Origin of the sequence: Paenibacillus sp. PastF-3 (assembly GCF_029893135.1) — a bacterium.
GTDB lineage: Bacteria > Bacillota > Bacilli > Paenibacillales > Paenibacillaceae > Paenibacillus_AQ > Paenibacillus_AQ nitricinens.
Genome location: NZ_JARXWM010000017.1, coordinates 1 through 19037 on the forward strand (window position 1 = coordinate 1; position 19037 = coordinate 19037).

The 19037-nt window shown below is 43.0% G+C and carries 8 protein-coding genes; 7 read left to right on the forward strand and 1 reads right to left on the reverse strand.

Translation table 11 applies throughout. From position 1 onward, the window contains the following. Positions 1-172: 172 nt before the first annotated feature. Positions 173-1918 (forward strand): alpha-glycosidase, encoded by a 1746-nt coding sequence (locus M2444_RS25905; protein ID WP_280788373.1) that lies wholly within the window; start codon positions 173-175, stop codon positions 1916-1918. 168 nt (positions 1919-2086) lie between these two features. Here the strand turns inward: M2444_RS25905 and M2444_RS25910 are convergent, their stop codons facing one another. After that, entirely contained in the window at positions 2087-9862 is a 7776-nt protein-coding gene (locus M2444_RS25910) for a pullulanase (RefSeq protein ID WP_280788374.1), read from the reverse strand. Positions 9863-10603: 741 nt separating this feature from the next. On the opposite strand from M2444_RS25910, the gene M2444_RS25915 reads away from it, so the two are divergent. The 6 genes from M2444_RS25915 (at position 10604) to M2444_RS25940 (ending at position 18953) form a co-directional block, all read left to right on the forward strand. Then, positions 10604-11650 (forward strand): LacI family DNA-binding transcriptional regulator, encoded by a 1047-nt coding sequence (locus tag M2444_RS25915; RefSeq protein WP_094873917.1) that lies wholly within the window; start codon positions 10604-10606, stop codon positions 11648-11650. Between the two features lie 215 nt (positions 11651-11865). Beyond that, positions 11866-12522 carry a beta-phosphoglucomutase gene (pgmB, locus tag M2444_RS25920; RefSeq protein WP_094878404.1) on the forward strand — a complete coding sequence of 219 codons (657 nt, stop codon included), beginning with the start codon at positions 11866-11868 and terminating at the stop codon, positions 12520-12522. 322 nt (positions 12523-12844) lie between these two features. Then, complete coding sequence (locus M2444_RS25925; RefSeq protein ID WP_094878403.1) at positions 12845-15163, forward strand: glycoside hydrolase family 65 protein; 2319 nt, start codon at positions 12845-12847, stop codon at positions 15161-15163. A 93-nt stretch (positions 15164-15256) separates the two neighbouring features. Further along, entirely contained in the window at positions 15257-16939 is a 1683-nt protein-coding gene (locus M2444_RS25930) for a glycoside hydrolase family 13 protein (protein ID WP_094878402.1), read from the forward strand. A gap of 119 nt (positions 16940-17058) precedes the next feature. Then, the gene (locus M2444_RS25935) at positions 17059-17946 is read left to right on the forward strand and encodes an AraC family transcriptional regulator (RefSeq protein WP_256990648.1); all 888 of its coding nucleotides are present in this window, start codon (positions 17059-17061) and stop codon (positions 17944-17946) included. A gap of 155 nt (positions 17947-18101) precedes the next feature. Continuing rightward, complete coding sequence (locus M2444_RS25940) at positions 18102-18953, forward strand: DegV family protein (RefSeq protein ID WP_094878401.1); 852 nt, start codon at positions 18102-18104, stop codon at positions 18951-18953. Positions 18954-19037: the final 84 nt, after the last annotated feature.

Sequence of the window (19037 nt, forward strand, 5' to 3'; positions counted from 1 at the left end):
CGAAGCTGGTCAGGGAAGTATCGCTTACAAAACTAAGCGTATGCTTTCGAAGTAGTTTTGCCGAAGCTGGTCAGGGAAGTATCGCTTACAAAACTAAGCGTATGCTTTCGAAGTAGTTTTGCCGAAGCTGGTCAGGGAAGTATCGCTTACAAAACTTTAGGAGGACTTATTCATGTTACTGGAAGCTGTGTACCATCGCCCGCGGTTAAATTGGTCTTATGCCTATAATGAGAGTACGATTCACTTGCGTCTCCGCGCTAAAAAAGGGGATTTAACAGAAGTATTTGCTTTTGCAGGGGATAAGTACACTTGGGATACCACGAAAGAGCTAATTCCCATGACCCTCTTCACTTCTGATGCTATGTTCGATTATTGGGAATGTGCTTCAGTTCCCATCTATCGCCGATTGAAATACGGATTCTTACTGCAAAAGGATAACGAGAAAGTTTGGATGACCGAAAATGATTTTCAAACGAATCGCCCAGAAAATCCAAACAAGCTTTTCGAGTTCCCATTTATTAACCCCGTTGATGTGTTCACTCCACCTGCCTGGGTAAAGGACGCTGTTTTCTATCAGATCTTCCCTGAACGATTTGCAAATGGTGACCCTAGCCTTGATCCAAAAGATGTTCAGCCATGGGGAGCAGAGCCAACACCAACCAATTTTTTTGGCGGCGACCTGCAAGGGGTTATTGATCATCTGGATCATCTTAACGAGCTTGGCATCAATGCTATTTATTTCACACCACTCTTCACTGCAACTACTAATCATAAATACGATACAGAAGATTACATGAAAGTTGATCCGCATTTCGGGGATATTGCAACGTTAAAAAAACTCGTCGACCTCTGCCATAAACGTGGAATTCGTGTGCTGCTAGACGCTGTATTCAACCACTCCGGTGGAACCTTCGCTCCATTTTTAGATGTTCAGGAAAAGGGAGAAGACTCCATTTACAAAGACTGGTTCCATATTCGTGAGTTTCCGCTTAAGGTTGTAAACGGCATTCCTACTTATGATACTTTTGCCTTTGAACCACATATGCCAAAGCTTAATACTGAACATCCTGAAGTTAAAGAGTACTTACTGAAGGTCGCTGAATTCTGGATTACAGAAGTTGGAATCGATGGTTGGCGCCTTGATGTAGCCAATGAAGTAGACCATGATTTCTGGCGTGAATTCCGCAAGGTGGTAAAGCGCGCTAATCCTGAGGCCTACATCCTTGGAGAAATCTGGCATGAATCTGCTCCGTGGCTGGAGGGTGATAAATTCGATGCTGTCATGAACTATCCCTTCACTGATGCCGTCTTAGACTTTTTTGTTCACGGTAACCTTGATGCAGAGGGATTTGCCAACTCTATCGGCAGACAGTTATCGCGTTACCCACTGCAGGCAAGTGAAGTTGCCTTCAATCTGTTAGATAGTCATGACACGCCACGCTTACTTACGCTGGCTGCGGGCGACAAAAATAAAATGCGATTAGCTGCACTATTCCAGTTCACCTTTATGGGTACTCCTTGTATCTATTATGGCGACGAGTTCGGAATGGATGGTGAGGGTGACCCAGGTTGTCGTAAATGCATGGAGTGGAACCCTGAGAAGCAGGATCGTGATCTGTTCGAATTCTACCGTCAGCTCATTCAAATACGCAATGAGCAACCTGCACTTCGTACGGGGACATTTACTTTCTTGGAGGCAGGTCGACAAGGCAGTAAGATAGCCTATGAGCGCCGATTGGATCTTGAGACTATAGTTGTACTGATCAATAGCGAAGAGACCGCTCAAACGTTCCGTGTTGACGTAGACGAGCAAAATTGGGAGAACTTATTCACGGCCGATACAATCCGTGCTGAGCGTGGCAAGCTGAACGTGAAGATGCCTGCTTATGGCTTCGCTATACTTAAAGCAATCAACTAGATTTAAATATCTTTGACCGTATAAAACATAACAAAACAGGGTATCTCACTAGCTAAGATAGCTGTGGGATACCCTGTTTTCTATTAGAGATTACTAGGCATGACTTACACATTAATAGCCAACTACTAATACTTCGGTGCACTAACAATCAGCACACCGAAGTCCAGTTCACTTGCTCAGTAGCGTATAAATAATCTGTGCGCTTTCGGCGCGGGTCATCCACCCTTTTGGAGCAAATTGATTGTTCTCTCTGCCCTGAAGCAATCCCAGCTCTGCTGCAGCCTTTACATAGCTGTCTGCCCACTTGCCAATGCTAGAAGCATCTGCAAACACCTTAGAACCCGCTACAGGTTCGATCTTCTTACCAGACTTCACTTCAAGCGCACGAATCACCATGACAGCCATTTCCTCACGGGTAATGGAAGCATTCGGAGCAAAGGTATCCTTGCTGCGACCACTCACAATACCCAGCTTAGAAGCTGTTGCTACGTATGATGAATACCATGCATCTGACCTGATATCAGTAAATTGAACCTGGCCTTCAGCATTTAATCCTAGTGCACGGACTAGTAATGCGGTAAATTCCGCACGGCTAACATTGCTTTTCGGATTAAACTCGGTTGTTGTAACCCCTGAAACAATTTGTTTGGCCGCAAGAGACTGAATTACATTAAATGCCCAATAGGTATTTGGAACATCCTTAAACGACTTCACAATCTCTAGTACACCATATTTGCTAAAGTGCGTGACTTGTGCAGATATCACGTCTCCATTCAACTGTCCTCCTACATACTCAAACTCGCCATTATCGCCTAAATAGTAGATGCCCAATAAATCATTATTGAATTGACCTTTAATTTTAAACGAAATCGTAATCGGCTCTTCGAACTTCTTAACAACAATTCGGGTACCATCTTTCTTCAGAATGCTAAGTCTCAATTCAAACACATCGGAAAGCGATGTCACGGTTGCCCCCTCTTTGTTCAAACCATCGACTAAAGCTTTCGCAGCATTCTCAACCAGAGGACTCAAATCCAGCAAGATTCGCGAACCTTCCGCATCAGTTCCTGAAGCTAAACTTGGAATTGAACTTAACAGTTTATTAGGGATCGTAATTAACAGATCGCCCACTTTAAATACTAGATCATTAGATCCCAATGTTTGTGCAACTTGCAACGGTAACAACACTGCTGTCTTACCAGCAGCAACATCGATTTGCGCCTTTCCATCTTTACCATTCTTCAAACTGTCCTCACTGACCACTTGAGTGTCAGCAGGAGTTGTTGGGCTAACAACAACGGGTCCATAAGTTGGTTCTGGCGACGGAGTCGGCGTTGCTTCTGGTGTCACCGTTGGTGTCGGCGTTGCTTCTGGCTTCACCGTTGGTGTCGGCGTTGCTTCTGGCTTCACCGTTGGTGTCGGCGTTGCTTCTGGCTTCACCGTTGGTGTCGGCGTTGCTTCTGGTGTCACCGTTGGTGTCGGCGTTGCTTCTGGTGTCACCGTTGGTGTAGGCGTTACTTCTGGCGTCACCGTTGGTGTCGGCGTTACTTCTGGAGTTGGTGTCGGTGTTACATTAGATACCGCAGCTAGAATAACCGTTCCCCCATCATCTCTGCCTGGTAGATCAATGGTTACTTTTTGATCTTCGGTAACCGTGTAGGTCTTACCGCTGTACTCGTCTTTCACAGTTGAATTGGCGGCAAACGGTACTGGAATCTTTGCGGATTCCTCGGTAGTCTTAGTGTTGATAACCGTTACAACGTTCTCATCTTCATAAGATTTATTGAAAGCTAGATAACCTAAATCATCTGAACCTGCCAGCTTCGTGCGAGTCCCCTTAGAATACACTTTGGAGTATTTTGCACGGATATTCAACAGCTTCTGATAATGATCATGGAGTGGCTTTTCTGCAGTCAACTGATCCCACGGCATATCTTTACGGTTCTCACTGAACTCACCTTTAGACATGTCTCCTGCATTTTTTCCCGATTTCCCTAGTTCTTCTCCGTAGTAAATGACCGGCTGCCCCTTAGCTGTGATTTGCAGAGCGGCTGCGATTTTCAGCTTGCCTTTGTCTCCATCTACATAATTGGACAAGAAGCCATCCTCATCATGACTACTTAGGAATTGAGCCATCACCTTTGTATTGTCTAGCTTCGTCTCACGTACCTGTAGATAGGAATCCACACTGTTTATTTTGCCATCGGTAAAATCCTTCGCTGCTGTCTTAAATCCAAAATCAAGCAGACCGTCCATTTGACCTGTTTCGAGCATTCCACCATTACTATCAATGGTTCCGCCGAAATATTCACCCGTCATTTTGAAATTTGGATCGATGGCAGTCAATGCATTTTTAAATGCTTTCCAAGTCGTATCTTCCACATGTTTGACAGTATCCACGCGGAAGTAGTCAATCGTATCCCCACGTTCCGTACGAGCGTTATCTAACCAGCCTGTTTGCCAATCGATAATTTGTTTGCGTACGGCTGGATCTTCCGTTTTGAAATCCGGCAGGCCTGCAAGCTCGCCTTTGATTGGATCTGTATCTGCGGATACACCATCCGTACGAAGCATTCCTTCAAAACGCGCTTTATCCTCCGCTGTAATCGTCGGATAATCATCCTCAGCCTTTAGACCGTAGCCCGTATGATTGAGTACAACGTCGACCATGATCTTGATGCCTTTGTCATGTGCCTTCTCGATCAATTCCTTGAAGGTCGCCATGTCGCCAAGATGCTCATCGAGCTTCGTAAAGTCTTTTGCCCAGTAGCCATGGTATCCGTACTGTTTACCTCCGAAGCCAACGCCTTTGTTAAAATCAATATTATCTACGATTGGTGTGATCCAAAGTGTGTTAATACCGAGTTCTTGTAAGTAATCTAAATTCTCGATCATGCCTCGGAAATCCCCACCATGATAAGCTTCTAGATGATCTTTATCTACATTCTCGTTATTCGTTGGATCTCCATCCTTAAATCGGTCAGTAAGCGCGAAGTAAATACGAGCCTCATCCCAATCAAAATCAAGCTTATCACCTGTATAGGTTCTAGCTTTAACCTCGATTGTTGCATTTTGCTTATGCGCATTGCCATACTGGTCCACGAGCGTGATCGGAATATTCTTGATTCCCGCAGACACCGTGTCCTTTACAGCAACCGTCTGTTTCATCAATTCTGTATCTAACTTGACCTTGCTTGGTCCTCCAAGGTTAGTTAAATCCATATATCCTTCCGAATACGTTACATCGTCTGAAGAAGATGCATTGATCGTTACAACCGCATTCTGATTTGATGTAACTGCTTCTGGACTTACTGATGTCGTAATCGTAACGTCAGGCATGTGATACACAACAACAGATTCATCATTCACCGTATTCTTAGGATCCGTCAATTCAGTAGTGACCCCATTCTTCGTGATCAAGAACGTATACTTATACGTACCTTCTACTAAATCAGTCAACGTATAAGTGAACCACTCATTAGCGGAATCGTAAGTCATCGGATACGAAATGCCATTTACTTTTACTTTAGCAGTTGTAATCGCAGCCATATTATCATTACGGAATAAGGCATCATCGCGGTATCTAAACGTAAGCGTTCCATCTTTTAGAATTGGACCGTTAATACTTGGCTTAATATCAAACTCTTTAACCCCGCTAGTTACGTTCACTTTAGTGAACCCTTCACCCGGCGTCAATGGAATTTCACGATCATCCCCGTAAGGATCCTTAATCGACCAATCGGTACCTTTACGAATGACGAACCCTACTTTTGTCGCATTCTCAGCAACCTCAATTAGGACACTCGCTTTACCATCCTTAAAGGTAGTAAAATCAATCTGGTCATTTTTAACTCCCGTATTCCAAACCCAGATGTTCCAATCCTTATAATCCTTATCACTACGAGTATAGGTGAACAGAACATATCTCTTATCCGTAACCTTAACGGTAACAGATGTAGAAATACCGCCATAAGTGATGGTAATTACAGCTGTTCCATTGCCAATCGCCTTCACTTGACCTTTATTGGTTACTGTAGCCACTTCAGGTTTATTGGAAGTGTACGTAGCCAATGGCGTAACATTTCTTCTACTGTTGTCATCATATTTTGCAAAAACAGAAGTTTGATGCGTGTTGCCTGCTGCCAGCGTATAGCTCGCATTATCGGTTTCCAAAGAAGTAAGCGAAGCGGCTTCAGCTTCCATTTTGATAATTACAGCAGTTAAAGGGTCTAGTGTAATTGAATTTGCGGTTAAGGAGAAGCCACTCCATTGACCAACCGGAATTGCAGTGACACCAGCTTCATCATTGTCGACAAGCACCTGACCACTCGTCAAATCGTCTGAAAGGGTCAGTGTTCTAGCTGTGCTATCGCCATTCATGAAGACATAATAGATACCTGTGCCATCAGTAGCTTTGTTTGAATAACCAATAACAAGATCATCTGTCTTCATTTCTGGAGCAGGAATTAGGTTAACATTGGAATTAACCAGATCCTTGTCTCCCAATCGGAATGCGTCCGTGGACTTTCTCAGTTCCATTAGACCCGAAGAATATTTTCTTGTCGTGTTCTGGACAGGGAATTGTGATTCATCCGTTGCTTTCGTCCAGTCAAACATGTTGACCGCATCCGAAGAATCATACGAATCATGAATGAAATAACCGAAGGATTTTCCTTCGCTATCAAACATTTCAGTGTATTTATCCTGAGGAACCGTAGTATCCTTCCACTGCTTAGTACGTCCATATTCCTGGCCCGCATGAATGAAAGCTGTTCCCTGAGAGGTTAGAACAAGCATGTTGCCAAGTCTAATCCGCTTCTGGATTTCAAGCTCATTCTCTGCAATTGTAGGATCCTTCTTGATCGTTTGTGCAATCACATCATGCAGCGTCAAGTTATCATGTGCTTCGATGTACGGAACGATATCCCCTGGATCATCAGCGGGCGTATTTGATGGTTGTGCTTTAATATTGTTAAAGATTGTCGTGATTGGACGCGCACCGCCCGTAATAAATCTAGGCTGACCTTCAGAGCCATAACCAGATTTCAATTCATTACGGAACTCATCAGAGAAAACACCGACGCTATCCGTTTTATCCATCCAGTCCTGATCTGCACCTTTCCCAGCAAGGGAAGGATCAGCTGCAGCACCGCCAAATGTTCTCCAACCTTCACCAATAAAAAGAGCCTTCGGATTAATTGCTGCCGCGGCATCATAAGCATGCTGCACAGACTCTGCTGTCGCATCGCCCATCATATCCCAGCGCATCCCATCAATCTTGTACTCTTCAAACCAGTATTTCACGGAATCTACCATTAGTTTCTCAGCCATTTTGTGGTTGGTGGCCAGATTGTTTCCGAAACCTCCGATAAAGTTGCCCGTTGCATCTTGGAACGCATAGTAATTAGGTACGATGTCGTTTAAGAATTCTTTTTTAGCCATATGTGTGTACACTACATCCAGAACGACACCCATTCCAGCTTCATGTACGGCGTCAATTAAACCCTTTAACTCTTTAATTCGCTCTTCAGGATCGGCAGGTTTCTGAGAATAAGCACCGTCTGGAGAGAAGTAGCTGTGAGGATCATAACCCCAGTTATATTCATTGTTTTTGGCGGAATAATCTGTCTCTCTAGTCCCCATCTTTGTTTCATCCCCGTAATACCAAGCCATTACAGGAAGTAATTGAATATGAGTCACACCAAGAGATTTAATATAATCGAGCTTCTTTTCAAAAGCGCTATAAGAGCCCCATCTTTCGCCGCTCAGGCTATCTTGAATGGATACATCGGATGTAAAGTCTCTGACATGGACTTCATAAATGATAGCGTCCTCTCGCTTTTCATAACCTGTAATGTCAGCATAACCAAAGGAATCCGGGTTCGTTTGGCTTAAATCAACGATAGCCGCTTTACCGACAGTATCACCGCCGACACCAGCAGCACCTGTAGTATCCACAGTAAATACCGCCATTGATTTAGCATAAGGATCTAGAACCTTATTAGTTACACCGTCATTTGTTACTTCGTATTGATAAAAGAATCCTCTTACATCATTTGTGGTAGTGCCTGTCAGGTCATTTGGTTTTAACTTGACCGACCAAACCCCTTGCTCTCCACTCGTTAAGTCCACACTACCCACTAGTACATTGGAGTCGTTCTTATCGTATACATTGACGACAACCGAACTAGCTTTAGGTGCCCACAATTTTAACGTGGCTGTTTTGTCAGCGTTGTACGTTGCCCCTAGATCATCTCCTGTATAATTGTACATTTCATCAAGCATTCTCCAACCACTAGCCGCAGAGACCGTTTTACCTGAATAAGTAACGCTAAGTGGAACTTTATCCAGATCAAAAGCTTTTGTATCAACTTCAATTGAAGTTTTGCTAGTAATGGTTACAGCCGATACAGGAATAGCAACACCGTCTTTATCTTTAACGGTAATCTCATTCTTCAATGCTGCTGCATCCAAGCCGTCAGTTAGCGTAAATCCAAGAAGGATTTTGCTAGTTGACAACACCTCTGCGGAAACTAAACCGATAGGCGTTTCACCAAACGGTGAAACATATACATTGTTGTCTCCTTCTTTTATCCACAGCTGGTTGTAACGATCCAGTAGAGTAAATCCTTTGTCACCGCCGTCTTTATTATCACCATTTAACGGGTTCACTACGAGAAAGCCTATTTTTTTTGCAGCTTCTTTCAATGGAATATCAATATAGGCTCCAAAGCGTCCTACTTGATCTGCTTGGAATGGAACTGCATCTTTAGGCCAATCCTTAAGTGAAACTGCCACATCATCCCACAACCATAATCCATACTGACTTTGATTGGAATCTGATCTCATATAGTGGATCCGAACGGTATTTGCCGGAAGCTTAACCGGTTCATAAGGCGTAACTACATCAGAGCCTTCTTTGATCCACACTTCATTGGTTTGTGGAGTATTAATCGCGAAGTTCTTATCTCCTCCATCTTTGTCACCACTAGCACGCTTTAATGCGATGAATGAAATTGTCTTGGCCCCGTCCTTTATCGGCACATCTACATATGCTCCATAGGAATCCAATTGTCCTTCAGGAAAGGGAGTTGCACCCATTGCCCAACCATCAGAAGGGCTTACAACATCACCCCATAACCACAATCCCTTATCGGTGTAATCACTAGATTGATAGTGGACACGAATATGCCCTGCTGGAACAGGTGTAACCTCTACAGGTTCAGTAGGGATTTTATATTCTGCGGTCACACTGTGATCTGCAGTATTGTACTTGAAGGTTACCTTAATATCTAACGGTAGGCTCAACGCTAGATCGCTTTCTGGATAAGACATATCCTCTGCTTCTGTGGCTCCTGGAACAGAAACCTTATATGTGTAATCTCCCTGCGGCACAGTAACAACTGTACTGTAGACACCATCAAAATCCGGATCTGATAACGTGGACAACGCCTCTGCTGGCAGGTTTCCTGTTAATCTTGGCAGCTTATCCGCAGCAATTGGCGTGTAGTACGTAGAATCAGCTATCTTATGAGTGATGTCATTGTAATAAAAAGTTACAGTCGTTTCTTCTTCAAACTTTATGTGGATATTCTCTCCATCATTTTTCCCTTGAGGGTTTGTATACTTTGCAAAGCCATAGTTCTCATCCCAACTATCATTCAGAGCAACCTTGTAATTATATTCCCCCGCTGGTAGAGTCCCAGTAAAAGAATACAGACCATTGTCTGAGTAAGTCATTTGGGTGACTACTGATCTCTCATCCCAATCCTTGCCGGGATTTTCCGCCCCAGTAGAAATAAACTGTGATTGCAAATCACCGACCAAAACTACCTTTGTCGTTTCTGCAGAAACCTTAACAGGGTGTAAGCCAAGACTGGAGAACACAAGAGCAACGATCATGAAGATCGCGAACGTCCTCTTACCCCATAAATTTATTTTCATTTTTGTAAAACCTCCCATAATTATGAATTGCTTTTGTGCAAGCGGATACATAATTTCTCGAACCCCGCCAATTATTCTGAGGTTATGAAATCATATGTCTTCCTTCTGTAGTTGGAGAAAGTCTATGTGTGCGGATCGTCAAACCGGATTAACAGCATCACCCTCCTTTTCAAAGTAAAAGATCAACAGAAAACAATCTAGTGCAAACGTTTGCAAAAGCTCGTGCACAAAACTAAGTAAATAAAACTCATTCTTTAGTACAACGAATTCTAAACCCAATTTCAGCCAATGTAAACGCTTGCTATATTTTGATTTACATACTAATGCTGTATTTATGGTATTGTCAACCAGTATTTTTATGTGTTGAACGAACTCGAATTATCATAAAAGTAAAAATAAAGAAAAGTAAACCTGATAATCCCATTTAGGATTTATCCGTTTTTTTGAATATCTCTCTAATTGCATTCCTCGAATCGAATGGTTCCAAAAAATTTAAGCCACACGTTTGCATTTACGAAATACTCCTCTCAAAGAAATTGGATATCTTTTATACATATTAAGATCAATCTTGCTAAATCATTCATACTTTCTTGGTGAAAACAAACAATTTTACACATGAATTTCTAATACTCTTTCCAAAAGTAGCAATATTGCCCTTCCAAATGACTTTATCTATTTACAATTTAGAACTCTTAGATTAATATTACTGTGTAAAGCAAACGGTTCCATAAGGAGGTTTCTATGACAGTTACCATTAAGGATGTGGCCAAGAAAGCGGGAGTATCTCCCTCCACGGTATCCCGGGTATTGTCCAATCACCCCAGAATCAGCCTGGAAACTTCCCGCAAGGTCAAAGCTATTATGGAAGATATGGGCTATACACCTAACATGATGGCTAAGAGTCTAGTGTCGAAAACTACAAACAGTATATGCTTCAGTCTTCCTAAACCAGCTGAAGAGCTGTTCTCAAATCTATTTTTTATGGAATTAATCCGGGGGATCGTTACACAAGCTAGCCGTTCCGGCTACGACGTGTTAATTAGTTCTGGAGCAAACGAGAAGGAAGAATTGGAAGCCGTTTCAAGACTTCTAAAGGGTCGTCGAGTTGATGGTGTTATACTGCTTTACTCTCGTACAGATGATGCTGTTATTGATTTTCTAGAGAGTAACGATTATCCATTCGTACTGGTAGGCCGAAGTGATCGGTATGAGAATATTTTATCTGTCGATAACGATAATGTGATGGCAGCATATGATGCTACAAACCACCTCATTGCAATGGGTCATGAACGTATTGGCTTCGTAAGCGGACCACCGAATCTAATTGTTTCTCGCGATCGTCTCGCAGGATACCGTAAAGCATTGCTGAATAGCGGTCTTGAAATGCGTGATGAATGGATTGTAGAAGGTGAATTTCTACAGGATAGCGGATATAGAGCGATGTCTTTTTTCATGAATTTGCCTAATCGGCCTACTGCTTTAGTTGCAGTGGATGATATGGTATCGTTCGGAATTTTACGCGGATTGAATGAACTGAAATACAAAGTGCCTGACGATCTCGCTATTGTAAGCTTTAACAATATTCCATTATCTGAATTATCCAGCCCTCCGATCAGTAGTATTGATATTGGAATTTATCATCTTGGCTACACGGCATCTCAGGTACTTATCCAGAATATCAAGAGTCCGAACCACGATGCTGGTTATACAAACCGATTTGTTATTCCACATCGCCTGATTGTGAGAGAGTCATCCATGTACGCTCATGCTAAGAACAAAACCGAATGAATAAGTGAAGCGATCAACGCTTCATTTATTTTTTGAAAATCTGTACAAACGTTTGCGCTAAATTACTAAAACTTCTTGATCCAGTTCTTTTCAGGGTGAATATTCGAATCTGAGGTTAAGATAACTCTTAAGAACAGCTTATACAAATTAAAAGCAATTCAGATACAATTCCCCAATGGATCACGATACTGTCACAAATTTTAGGAGGTACCACAATGACGGAAATTAAAGCCTGCTTGTTCGATTTGGATGGTGTTATCGTTGACACTGCCAAATACCATTATATCGCATGGAAAGAGCTTGCAGATGGATTAGGGTTTCTCTTCACTGAACAAGATAACGAACGCCTTAAAGGAGTCAGCAGAACGGCCTCGCTAAACATTTTACTGGAAATCGGCGGACTAACTATCGATGAAGAAGAGAAAGCTAAGCTTGCAGAACAGAAGAATAATCGATATGTCGAATATATTGCGAAGATGGACAGCTCAGAGATTTTGCCAGGTGCGCTTGATTTTCTGAAAGAGTGCCGTGAGAATGGCATCAAAGTTGCCCTCGGTTCTGCTAGTAAGAATGCAATGACGATATTAAATAATACCGGATTGACCCCTTACTTTGATGCAATCATCGATGGCACACACACAAGTGCTGCTAAACCTGATCCGGAAGTTTTTCTTTTAGGTGCTAAAGCACTTGGCGCTGATCCTAAACACTGTGTTGTCTTCGAAGATGCAGAAGCAGGAATTGAAGCTGCAACTCGTGCTGGAATGTTCAGCGTTGGTATTGGGTCACCGGAAACGCTCAATGCGGCGAACATCGTCGTTCCATCGCTCGCTCATATGAGTGTGTCACAACTCAAAAAATCTTTTGCTTAAAGTCTAACGAACATTAATCAACTGAAAGTGTTAATGTGATTCGCCCTGCTACATCTAACCTACAATCAAATGAACTAAGTATTAATCATTAGATTTCTGGTGATGAGGGGACGGAGAGGAATTTTGGAACTGTAGAAGCGTAGCGTTCGCCTTTATAATCAGATTTCATCCGCAAAACGCGGCTAAAATATAGAAATCTGATTATAACAGCGATCGAAAGTCCAAAGATTCCTCGCAGTCGCACTTATACCACCGGAATTTTAATGGAAGAATGATTTGTTCATTATATATCCCCACAACATATTTAAAGGAGCCGGTTATCGTGAAACAATATTTAACAATTGATGAATGGTCCATTATTGAAGAATCCTTTGATCCACAGACACAAGAAATCTCTGAAAGTGTATTTAGCCTTGGCAACGGATTTATGGGTGGTCGAGCTAATTTTGAAGAGCAATATAGTGGAAGCAGCCTGCAAGGCAGCTACATGGCTGGCGTATACTATCCTGACAAAACACGGGTCGGCTGGTGGAAGAACGGCTATCCCGAATATTTCGCTAAAGTACTGAACAGCACGAACTGGATCGGTATTAACATCGACATTGAGGGCACTCCTTTAGACTTGGCAAAATGTACGGTTTCCGATTTCCGTCGTGTTCTTAACATGAAGGAAGGTACGCTTTCCCGCTGCTTTACTGCCACGCTTGAAGATGGTAAGGAAGTAAAAGTTGAGAGTATCCGTTTTGTCAGCATGACTCGTCAAGAAATTGGGGCTATTCGTTACTCCATCACTCCTGTTAATTTCTCAGGCAAGATTACAATTACTCCTTATCTCGACGGCGATGTAAAGAACAAAGATTCCAACTATGACGAGAAATTCTGGAATGAAGTTGAGAAACAAGCAGGCACTGAAGGCGGGCATCTTACTCTTAAGACTAAAAAGCTCGATTTTCATGTAACCTCTGCAATGGCTTTTGATATCCAAGTCAATGGTGAGAAGGTCAACACTGAGGCTGAAGCGATTGAACAAGAGAAATATGTAGCTAGCAAAATCAATGTCTCCGTACAAACTGGCGATCACATCGTCATTTATAAATATGTTGCTAACGTAACCTCGCGTAATCATGGTCTTGGACAACTGGTCGATGCCGCTCAAACGGCTTTACAAGCTGCTAAGGAAGCTGGTTTTATAACCCTTCTGAACGAACAAATAGAAGCTTGGAGAGAGAAATGGAAAGAAAGCGACATCATTATTGAAGGTGACGTTTCGGCTCAGCAAGCGATTCGTTTCAATATTTTCCAGCTAAACCAAACCTACAATGGTGAAGATGACCGTCTGAACATTGGACCTAAAGGCTTTACAGGTGAAAAATACGGCGGCAGCACTTACTGGGATACAGAGGCGTATTGCGTTCCCTTCTATCTCAGTACAGCGGACTCCTCTATTGCCCGCAACCTGTTAATCTACCGTTACAAGCACTTGGAGAAGGCTAAAGAAAATGCTCGTAAGCTTGGTTTTGCAAAAGGTGCGTTGTACCCAATGGTTACAATGAACGGTGAAGAGTGCCACAACGAGTGGGAAATTACTTTTGAAGAAATTCACCGTAATGGAGCCATTGCTTATGCGATTTACAACTATGTGAACTACACTGGAGACAAAGCTTATCTGGGTCAATATGGTCTTGAAGTCCTTGTGGAAATCTCCCGCTTCTGGGAAGAACGAGTTCACTATGCAAATCGTAAAGACAAATACGTGATGCTTGGCGTAACAGGCCCTAATGAATATGAAAATAACGTAAATAATAACTGGTACACCAACCGGATGGCTTCCTGGACTATGGAATATACCTTAGAAGCACTGGATTATCTGAAAAAGAATGAATCCACGCGCTATGCAGAACTAGTTGATAAATTAGGGCTCCAAGAGAGCGAAACCGCTAAATGGAATGATATCATCGCTAAGATGTATTATCCTGCGGATGAAGAACTGGGTATCTTCTTGCAGCAAGATGGCTTCCTAGACAAAGAGATTATTCAAGTTAAGGATCTGGCAGCTGAGAACCTGCCACTAAACCAAAAATGGTCTTGGGATCGTATCCTTCGTTCTTGCTTCATTAAACAAGCGGACGTTCTGCAGGGATTGTATTTCCTAGGGGACCGTTACGATCTGGATACCAAAAAACGGAATTTCGACTTTTACGAGCCGATTACTGTTCATGAGTCCTCCCTATCCCCTTGTATCCACTCTATTCTAGCCAGCGAACTAGGATATAAGGATAAGGCTTATGAAATGTACTTGCGTACTTCAAGACTGGATCTTGATAACTATAACAATGATACCGAAGACGGCTTACACAGCACTAGTATGGCCGGTACTTGGATGTCAATCGTACATGGCTTCGGCGGATTACGTGTGCATGATGGCCGACTGACTCTGAACCCATCGAACCCAGGTCACTGGAGTGCATACTCATTCAAAATCATGTTCCGTGGCTCCCGACTAAAAGTAAGCGTGTCGGATGCACAAGTTACGGTTACGAATGAAACGGATATCCCAGCTTCTATTACTATCTATGACAAAGAATATACCGTGAACGGCCTAAGCAGCATCACTGCTGACAGCAAATCCGTCACTGTATAAACCGACACCACAAGAGACCCTTGAAGCCAATAGCTTTTTAGGGTCTCTTTAATTTTTTCCTAAATGGATAACTTATATAAGGAGTGATTATTAATGAAAAGAACCTTTTGGAAGGAAGCTGTCGTTTATCAAATCTATCCACGCAGCTTTCAAGATAGTAATGGTGACGGTATTGGAGATCTGCAAGGTATCATTTCACGTCTGGATTATTTGCAGAAGCTCGGTGTCGATGTAGTTTGGTTGTCACCAGTATATAAATCGCCAAATGATGATAATGGTTATGACATCAGCGATTACGAAGATATTATGGATGAGTTCGGCACGCTAAAAGACTGGGAGGAACTACTGACCGGACTGCATGATCGTGGTATAAAACTAATGATGGATCTTGTAATCAACCACTCTTCTGATGAACATCATTGGTTCGTAGAGTCCCGTTCGTCAAAAGATAATCCCTACCGTGATTACTACATATGGCGTCCAGGTGGACCGAATGGCGAACGCCCTAACAATTGGAGCTCCATATTCAGCGGTCCGGCTTGGGAGCTAGATGAGACTACTGGCGAATACTATCTACACCTGTTCTCACGCAAGCAACCGGATCTCAACTGGGACAATCCAAAGCTGCGCGAGGAATTGTACAAGATGATTACCTTCTGGCTTGACAAGGGTGTGGATGGATTACGGATGGACGTCATTAATTTGATTTCTAAAGCGGAAGGACTGCCTTCCTTTCAAATCGAGGGCGAGGTGCCAGAGGAACTTGCTTGGGGTGGCGATTACTTTATGAATGGCCCCCGGGTCCATGAGTTTTTACATGAAATGAACCAAAAGGTTCTTTCGGGCTATGACATTATGACCGTCGGGGAAACGCCAGGGGCTTCGGTAGAGGATGCCGTTCTTTACACAGACGAAGATCGTGAAGAGCTTCAGATGGTATTCCAATTCGAGCATATGGACGTAGATTCCGGTCCAGGAGGCAAATGGGATGTAGCCCCATGGACATTAACTAAACTGCGCGACATACTTCATAAATGGCAGGTCGGTCTGGCTGACAAGGGTTGGAACAGTCTGTACTTGAACAATCATGACCAGCCGCGTATGGTTTCACGATTTGGTGATGATGGGAAGTATCGCATAATATCTGCCAAAATGCTCGCTACCTTACTACATACACTTAAAGGTACCCCCTATATTTACCAAGGTGAAGAAATTGGGATGACGAATGTAAAATTCACAACGCTGGAAGATTATAAAGACATCGAAATTTTGAATATGTACCGTGAAAAAGTAACTGAGGGTGGCGCAGATCATGAGACGATTCTGAACGCTATCCATGTCAAAGGCCGAGACAACGCCCGTACCCCAATGCAATGGGATGCATCAGCTAATGCTGGATTTTCAGAGGGAGAACCATGGCTTAAAGTAAATCCGATTTATAAGGAAATTAATGTAGAGCAAGCATTGGCGGATTCTGATTCAATCTTCTACTACTACCAGGAATTAATTGCTTTGCGCAAAAAAAATCCGATTATGGTATATGGAGAATATAAGCTGCTACTGCCTGAACATGAGAACATCTATGCCTATACCAGAACTTTAGATGATGAACAATGGCTGATCCTGCTGAACTTCAGCGAAGCTCCTCAAACCGTTGATCTCTCCGCAGAGCTGAGCACCGTGACTGATTTAATCATTGGAAATTATCCGGATGATTCACCCACACGAGAAATTCTGCGTCCTTACGAAGCAAGAGTGTACAGATTACAAAGCTGACTCTCTCCGTCTTCCTGAGTTATACTATATAGGATGATTTTGTTAAGATCATTCTTCCATCAGCAACCTGTCATTAGAGAGCAAGGAATAACAGGATTTGCAAATGGTGGCATGATAGTATGAACTCAAGGGAGATGGCAGGCTTGGAATGGCTTATCCGCATGAAAGAAGCTTTAGATTATATGGAGAGTAAAATGGAGGAAACCTTTAATATAGAAGATATAGCAAAGGTGGCTTATTCCTCCCCTTTTCACTTCCAGCGTATGTTCTACATGCTTACCGGAGTATCAGTCAAAGACTATATCCGTAAACGGAAACTAACTCTGGCGGCACAGGAACTCGCTATTTCTAAAGTTAAGGTGCTAGATGTCTCATTAAAATACGGATATGACTCTCCCGAGTCGTTTGCCAAAGCATTCCGCAAAGCACATGGAATTACTCCTTCTGCTGCGCGGGAGTCAGGGGTACAGCTCAAAGCCTTCCCTAGACTCTCCTTCCATCTATCACTGAAGGGAGATAAAGAAATGGACTACAGAATTGAGACAAGAGAAGCTTTTAATGTTATCGGACTAGTTGAGGAAATGACAACGAAAGATGGGGAGAATTTACGCCGTATCCCCCAGCTGTGGATTGAAGCTAACGAAAATGGTACGTCGGATAAGCTAATTGAGATCGGTGTTGATAAGGACATCCTTGGGATTTGTAAAGATTTCAATCACGAAAAAGAAACCTTCTCCTATTGGATTGCTGTCGAAGCGTCTCCAGAGACAGATGCTCAGGGCTTTGCTTCTACGACGATACCAGCTGCGAGCTGGGCTGTGTTCACCTCAGTTGGGCCAATGCCGAATGCTATTCAGCAAGCATGGTCACGGATCTTTCAGGAATGGTTCCCTGCAACAGGCTATGAGCATACAGGAGGACCCGAGTTTGAGTTATACCTTCCGGGAAGACCTGATGCAGAGGATTATCGCTGCGAGATCTGGATACCGGTTATGAAAAAAAATTAAAGCTTACTAAGACTATTCGGAATTCCGGATAGTCTTTCTTTCTTTCAGAATTTCTACGATTTCATTTTGAGAATCGGCTTAATCTTGGTATAATAAATAGATTATGTGATTCAATAATGACTATTGTCGTCCGATTATCGGTGAAGGAGAAATTCATGTCTACTGTAAAAATATTTTCAGACAGCACTTCCGATTTGCCTCAAGGCTGGAAGGATACTTTTAATATCGGCATCGTTCCCCTTTACGTAGTGTTTGAAGAAGGAACCTACAAAGATGGTGAAGATATCACACCAGAGGAAGTGTATCGCCGTGTAGCCGCAAGCGGAGTATTGCCAAAGACTGCCGCGCCTTCGCCAGCTGACTTTATCGCCGCTTTTCATCCGGTAATTAACCGTGGAGATGATATTGTATATATCAGTCTCTCCTCGTCACTATCCTCTACATATCAGAATGCACTTTTGGCTGCTGGGGAATTCCCTGAGGGTCGTGTACAGGTTATTGATTCACAGACCTTATGTGGAGGCATTGCTCTTCTCGTTATGAAAGCTGTCAGAGCCGCTGAAAAAGGTCACAGTGTCATTGAGATTGCAGCTATGCTGAAGCAGAGTCGCAATCTTGTAGAAACAGAATTCGTGGTAGATACGCTAGATTACTTATATATGGGTGGACGCTGTTCAGGTATGCAGAATTTCATCGGTAGTCTGCTAAAAATTCGTCCTGTTCTTAGACTTGTAGACGGCAGCATCGTACCTACTAGTAAAATTCGTGGCAAAAAAGAAAAAGCCGTGGAACAAATGCTCCAGAACGCCTTGGTTAACGTCGATCGGATGGATAGAGAGCTGCTCATCGTTGTTCATACCTTAGCGGAAGAAGATGCTCGCTATCTAGAGACAGCGATACGAGAGAAAACTCAAGTGAATGAAATCGCTATCCTCAACGCAGGTTGTGTTATTGGTAGCCATTGTGGTCCACATACTGTAGGTCTCATGTATATGCTTCAAGATTAATCATCTCATGCAAATCTCCGGCCATTGCTTCGTAAGTCAATGGACCGGGGATTTGTGCGTTTACCCCTTCTGATTTGAAGCTGA

Excerpts from the sequence above, each read along its gene's own strand:
- pgmB (WP_094878404.1), top strand. The coding sequence starts at position 11,866 with ATGACGGAAATTAAAGCCTGCTTGTTCGATTTGGATGGTGTTATCGTT.
- M2444_RS25935 (WP_256990648.1), top strand. The coding sequence starts at position 17,059 with ATGAACTCAAGGGAGATGGCAGGCTTGGAATGGCTTATCCGCATGAAA.
- M2444_RS25940 (WP_094878401.1), top strand. The coding sequence starts at position 18,102 with ATGTCTACTGTAAAAATATTTTCAGACAGCACTTCCGATTTGCCTCAA.
- M2444_RS25910 (WP_280788374.1), bottom strand. The coding sequence starts at position 9,862 with ATGAAAATAAATTTATGGGGTAAGAGGACGTTCGCGATCTTCATGATC.
- M2444_RS25915 (WP_094873917.1), top strand. The coding sequence starts at position 10,604 with ATGACAGTTACCATTAAGGATGTGGCCAAGAAAGCGGGAGTATCTCCC.
- M2444_RS25930 (WP_094878402.1), top strand. The coding sequence starts at position 15,257 with ATGAAAAGAACCTTTTGGAAGGAAGCTGTCGTTTATCAAATCTATCCA.
- M2444_RS25905 (WP_280788373.1), top strand. The coding sequence starts at position 173 with ATGTTACTGGAAGCTGTGTACCATCGCCCGCGGTTAAATTGGTCTTAT.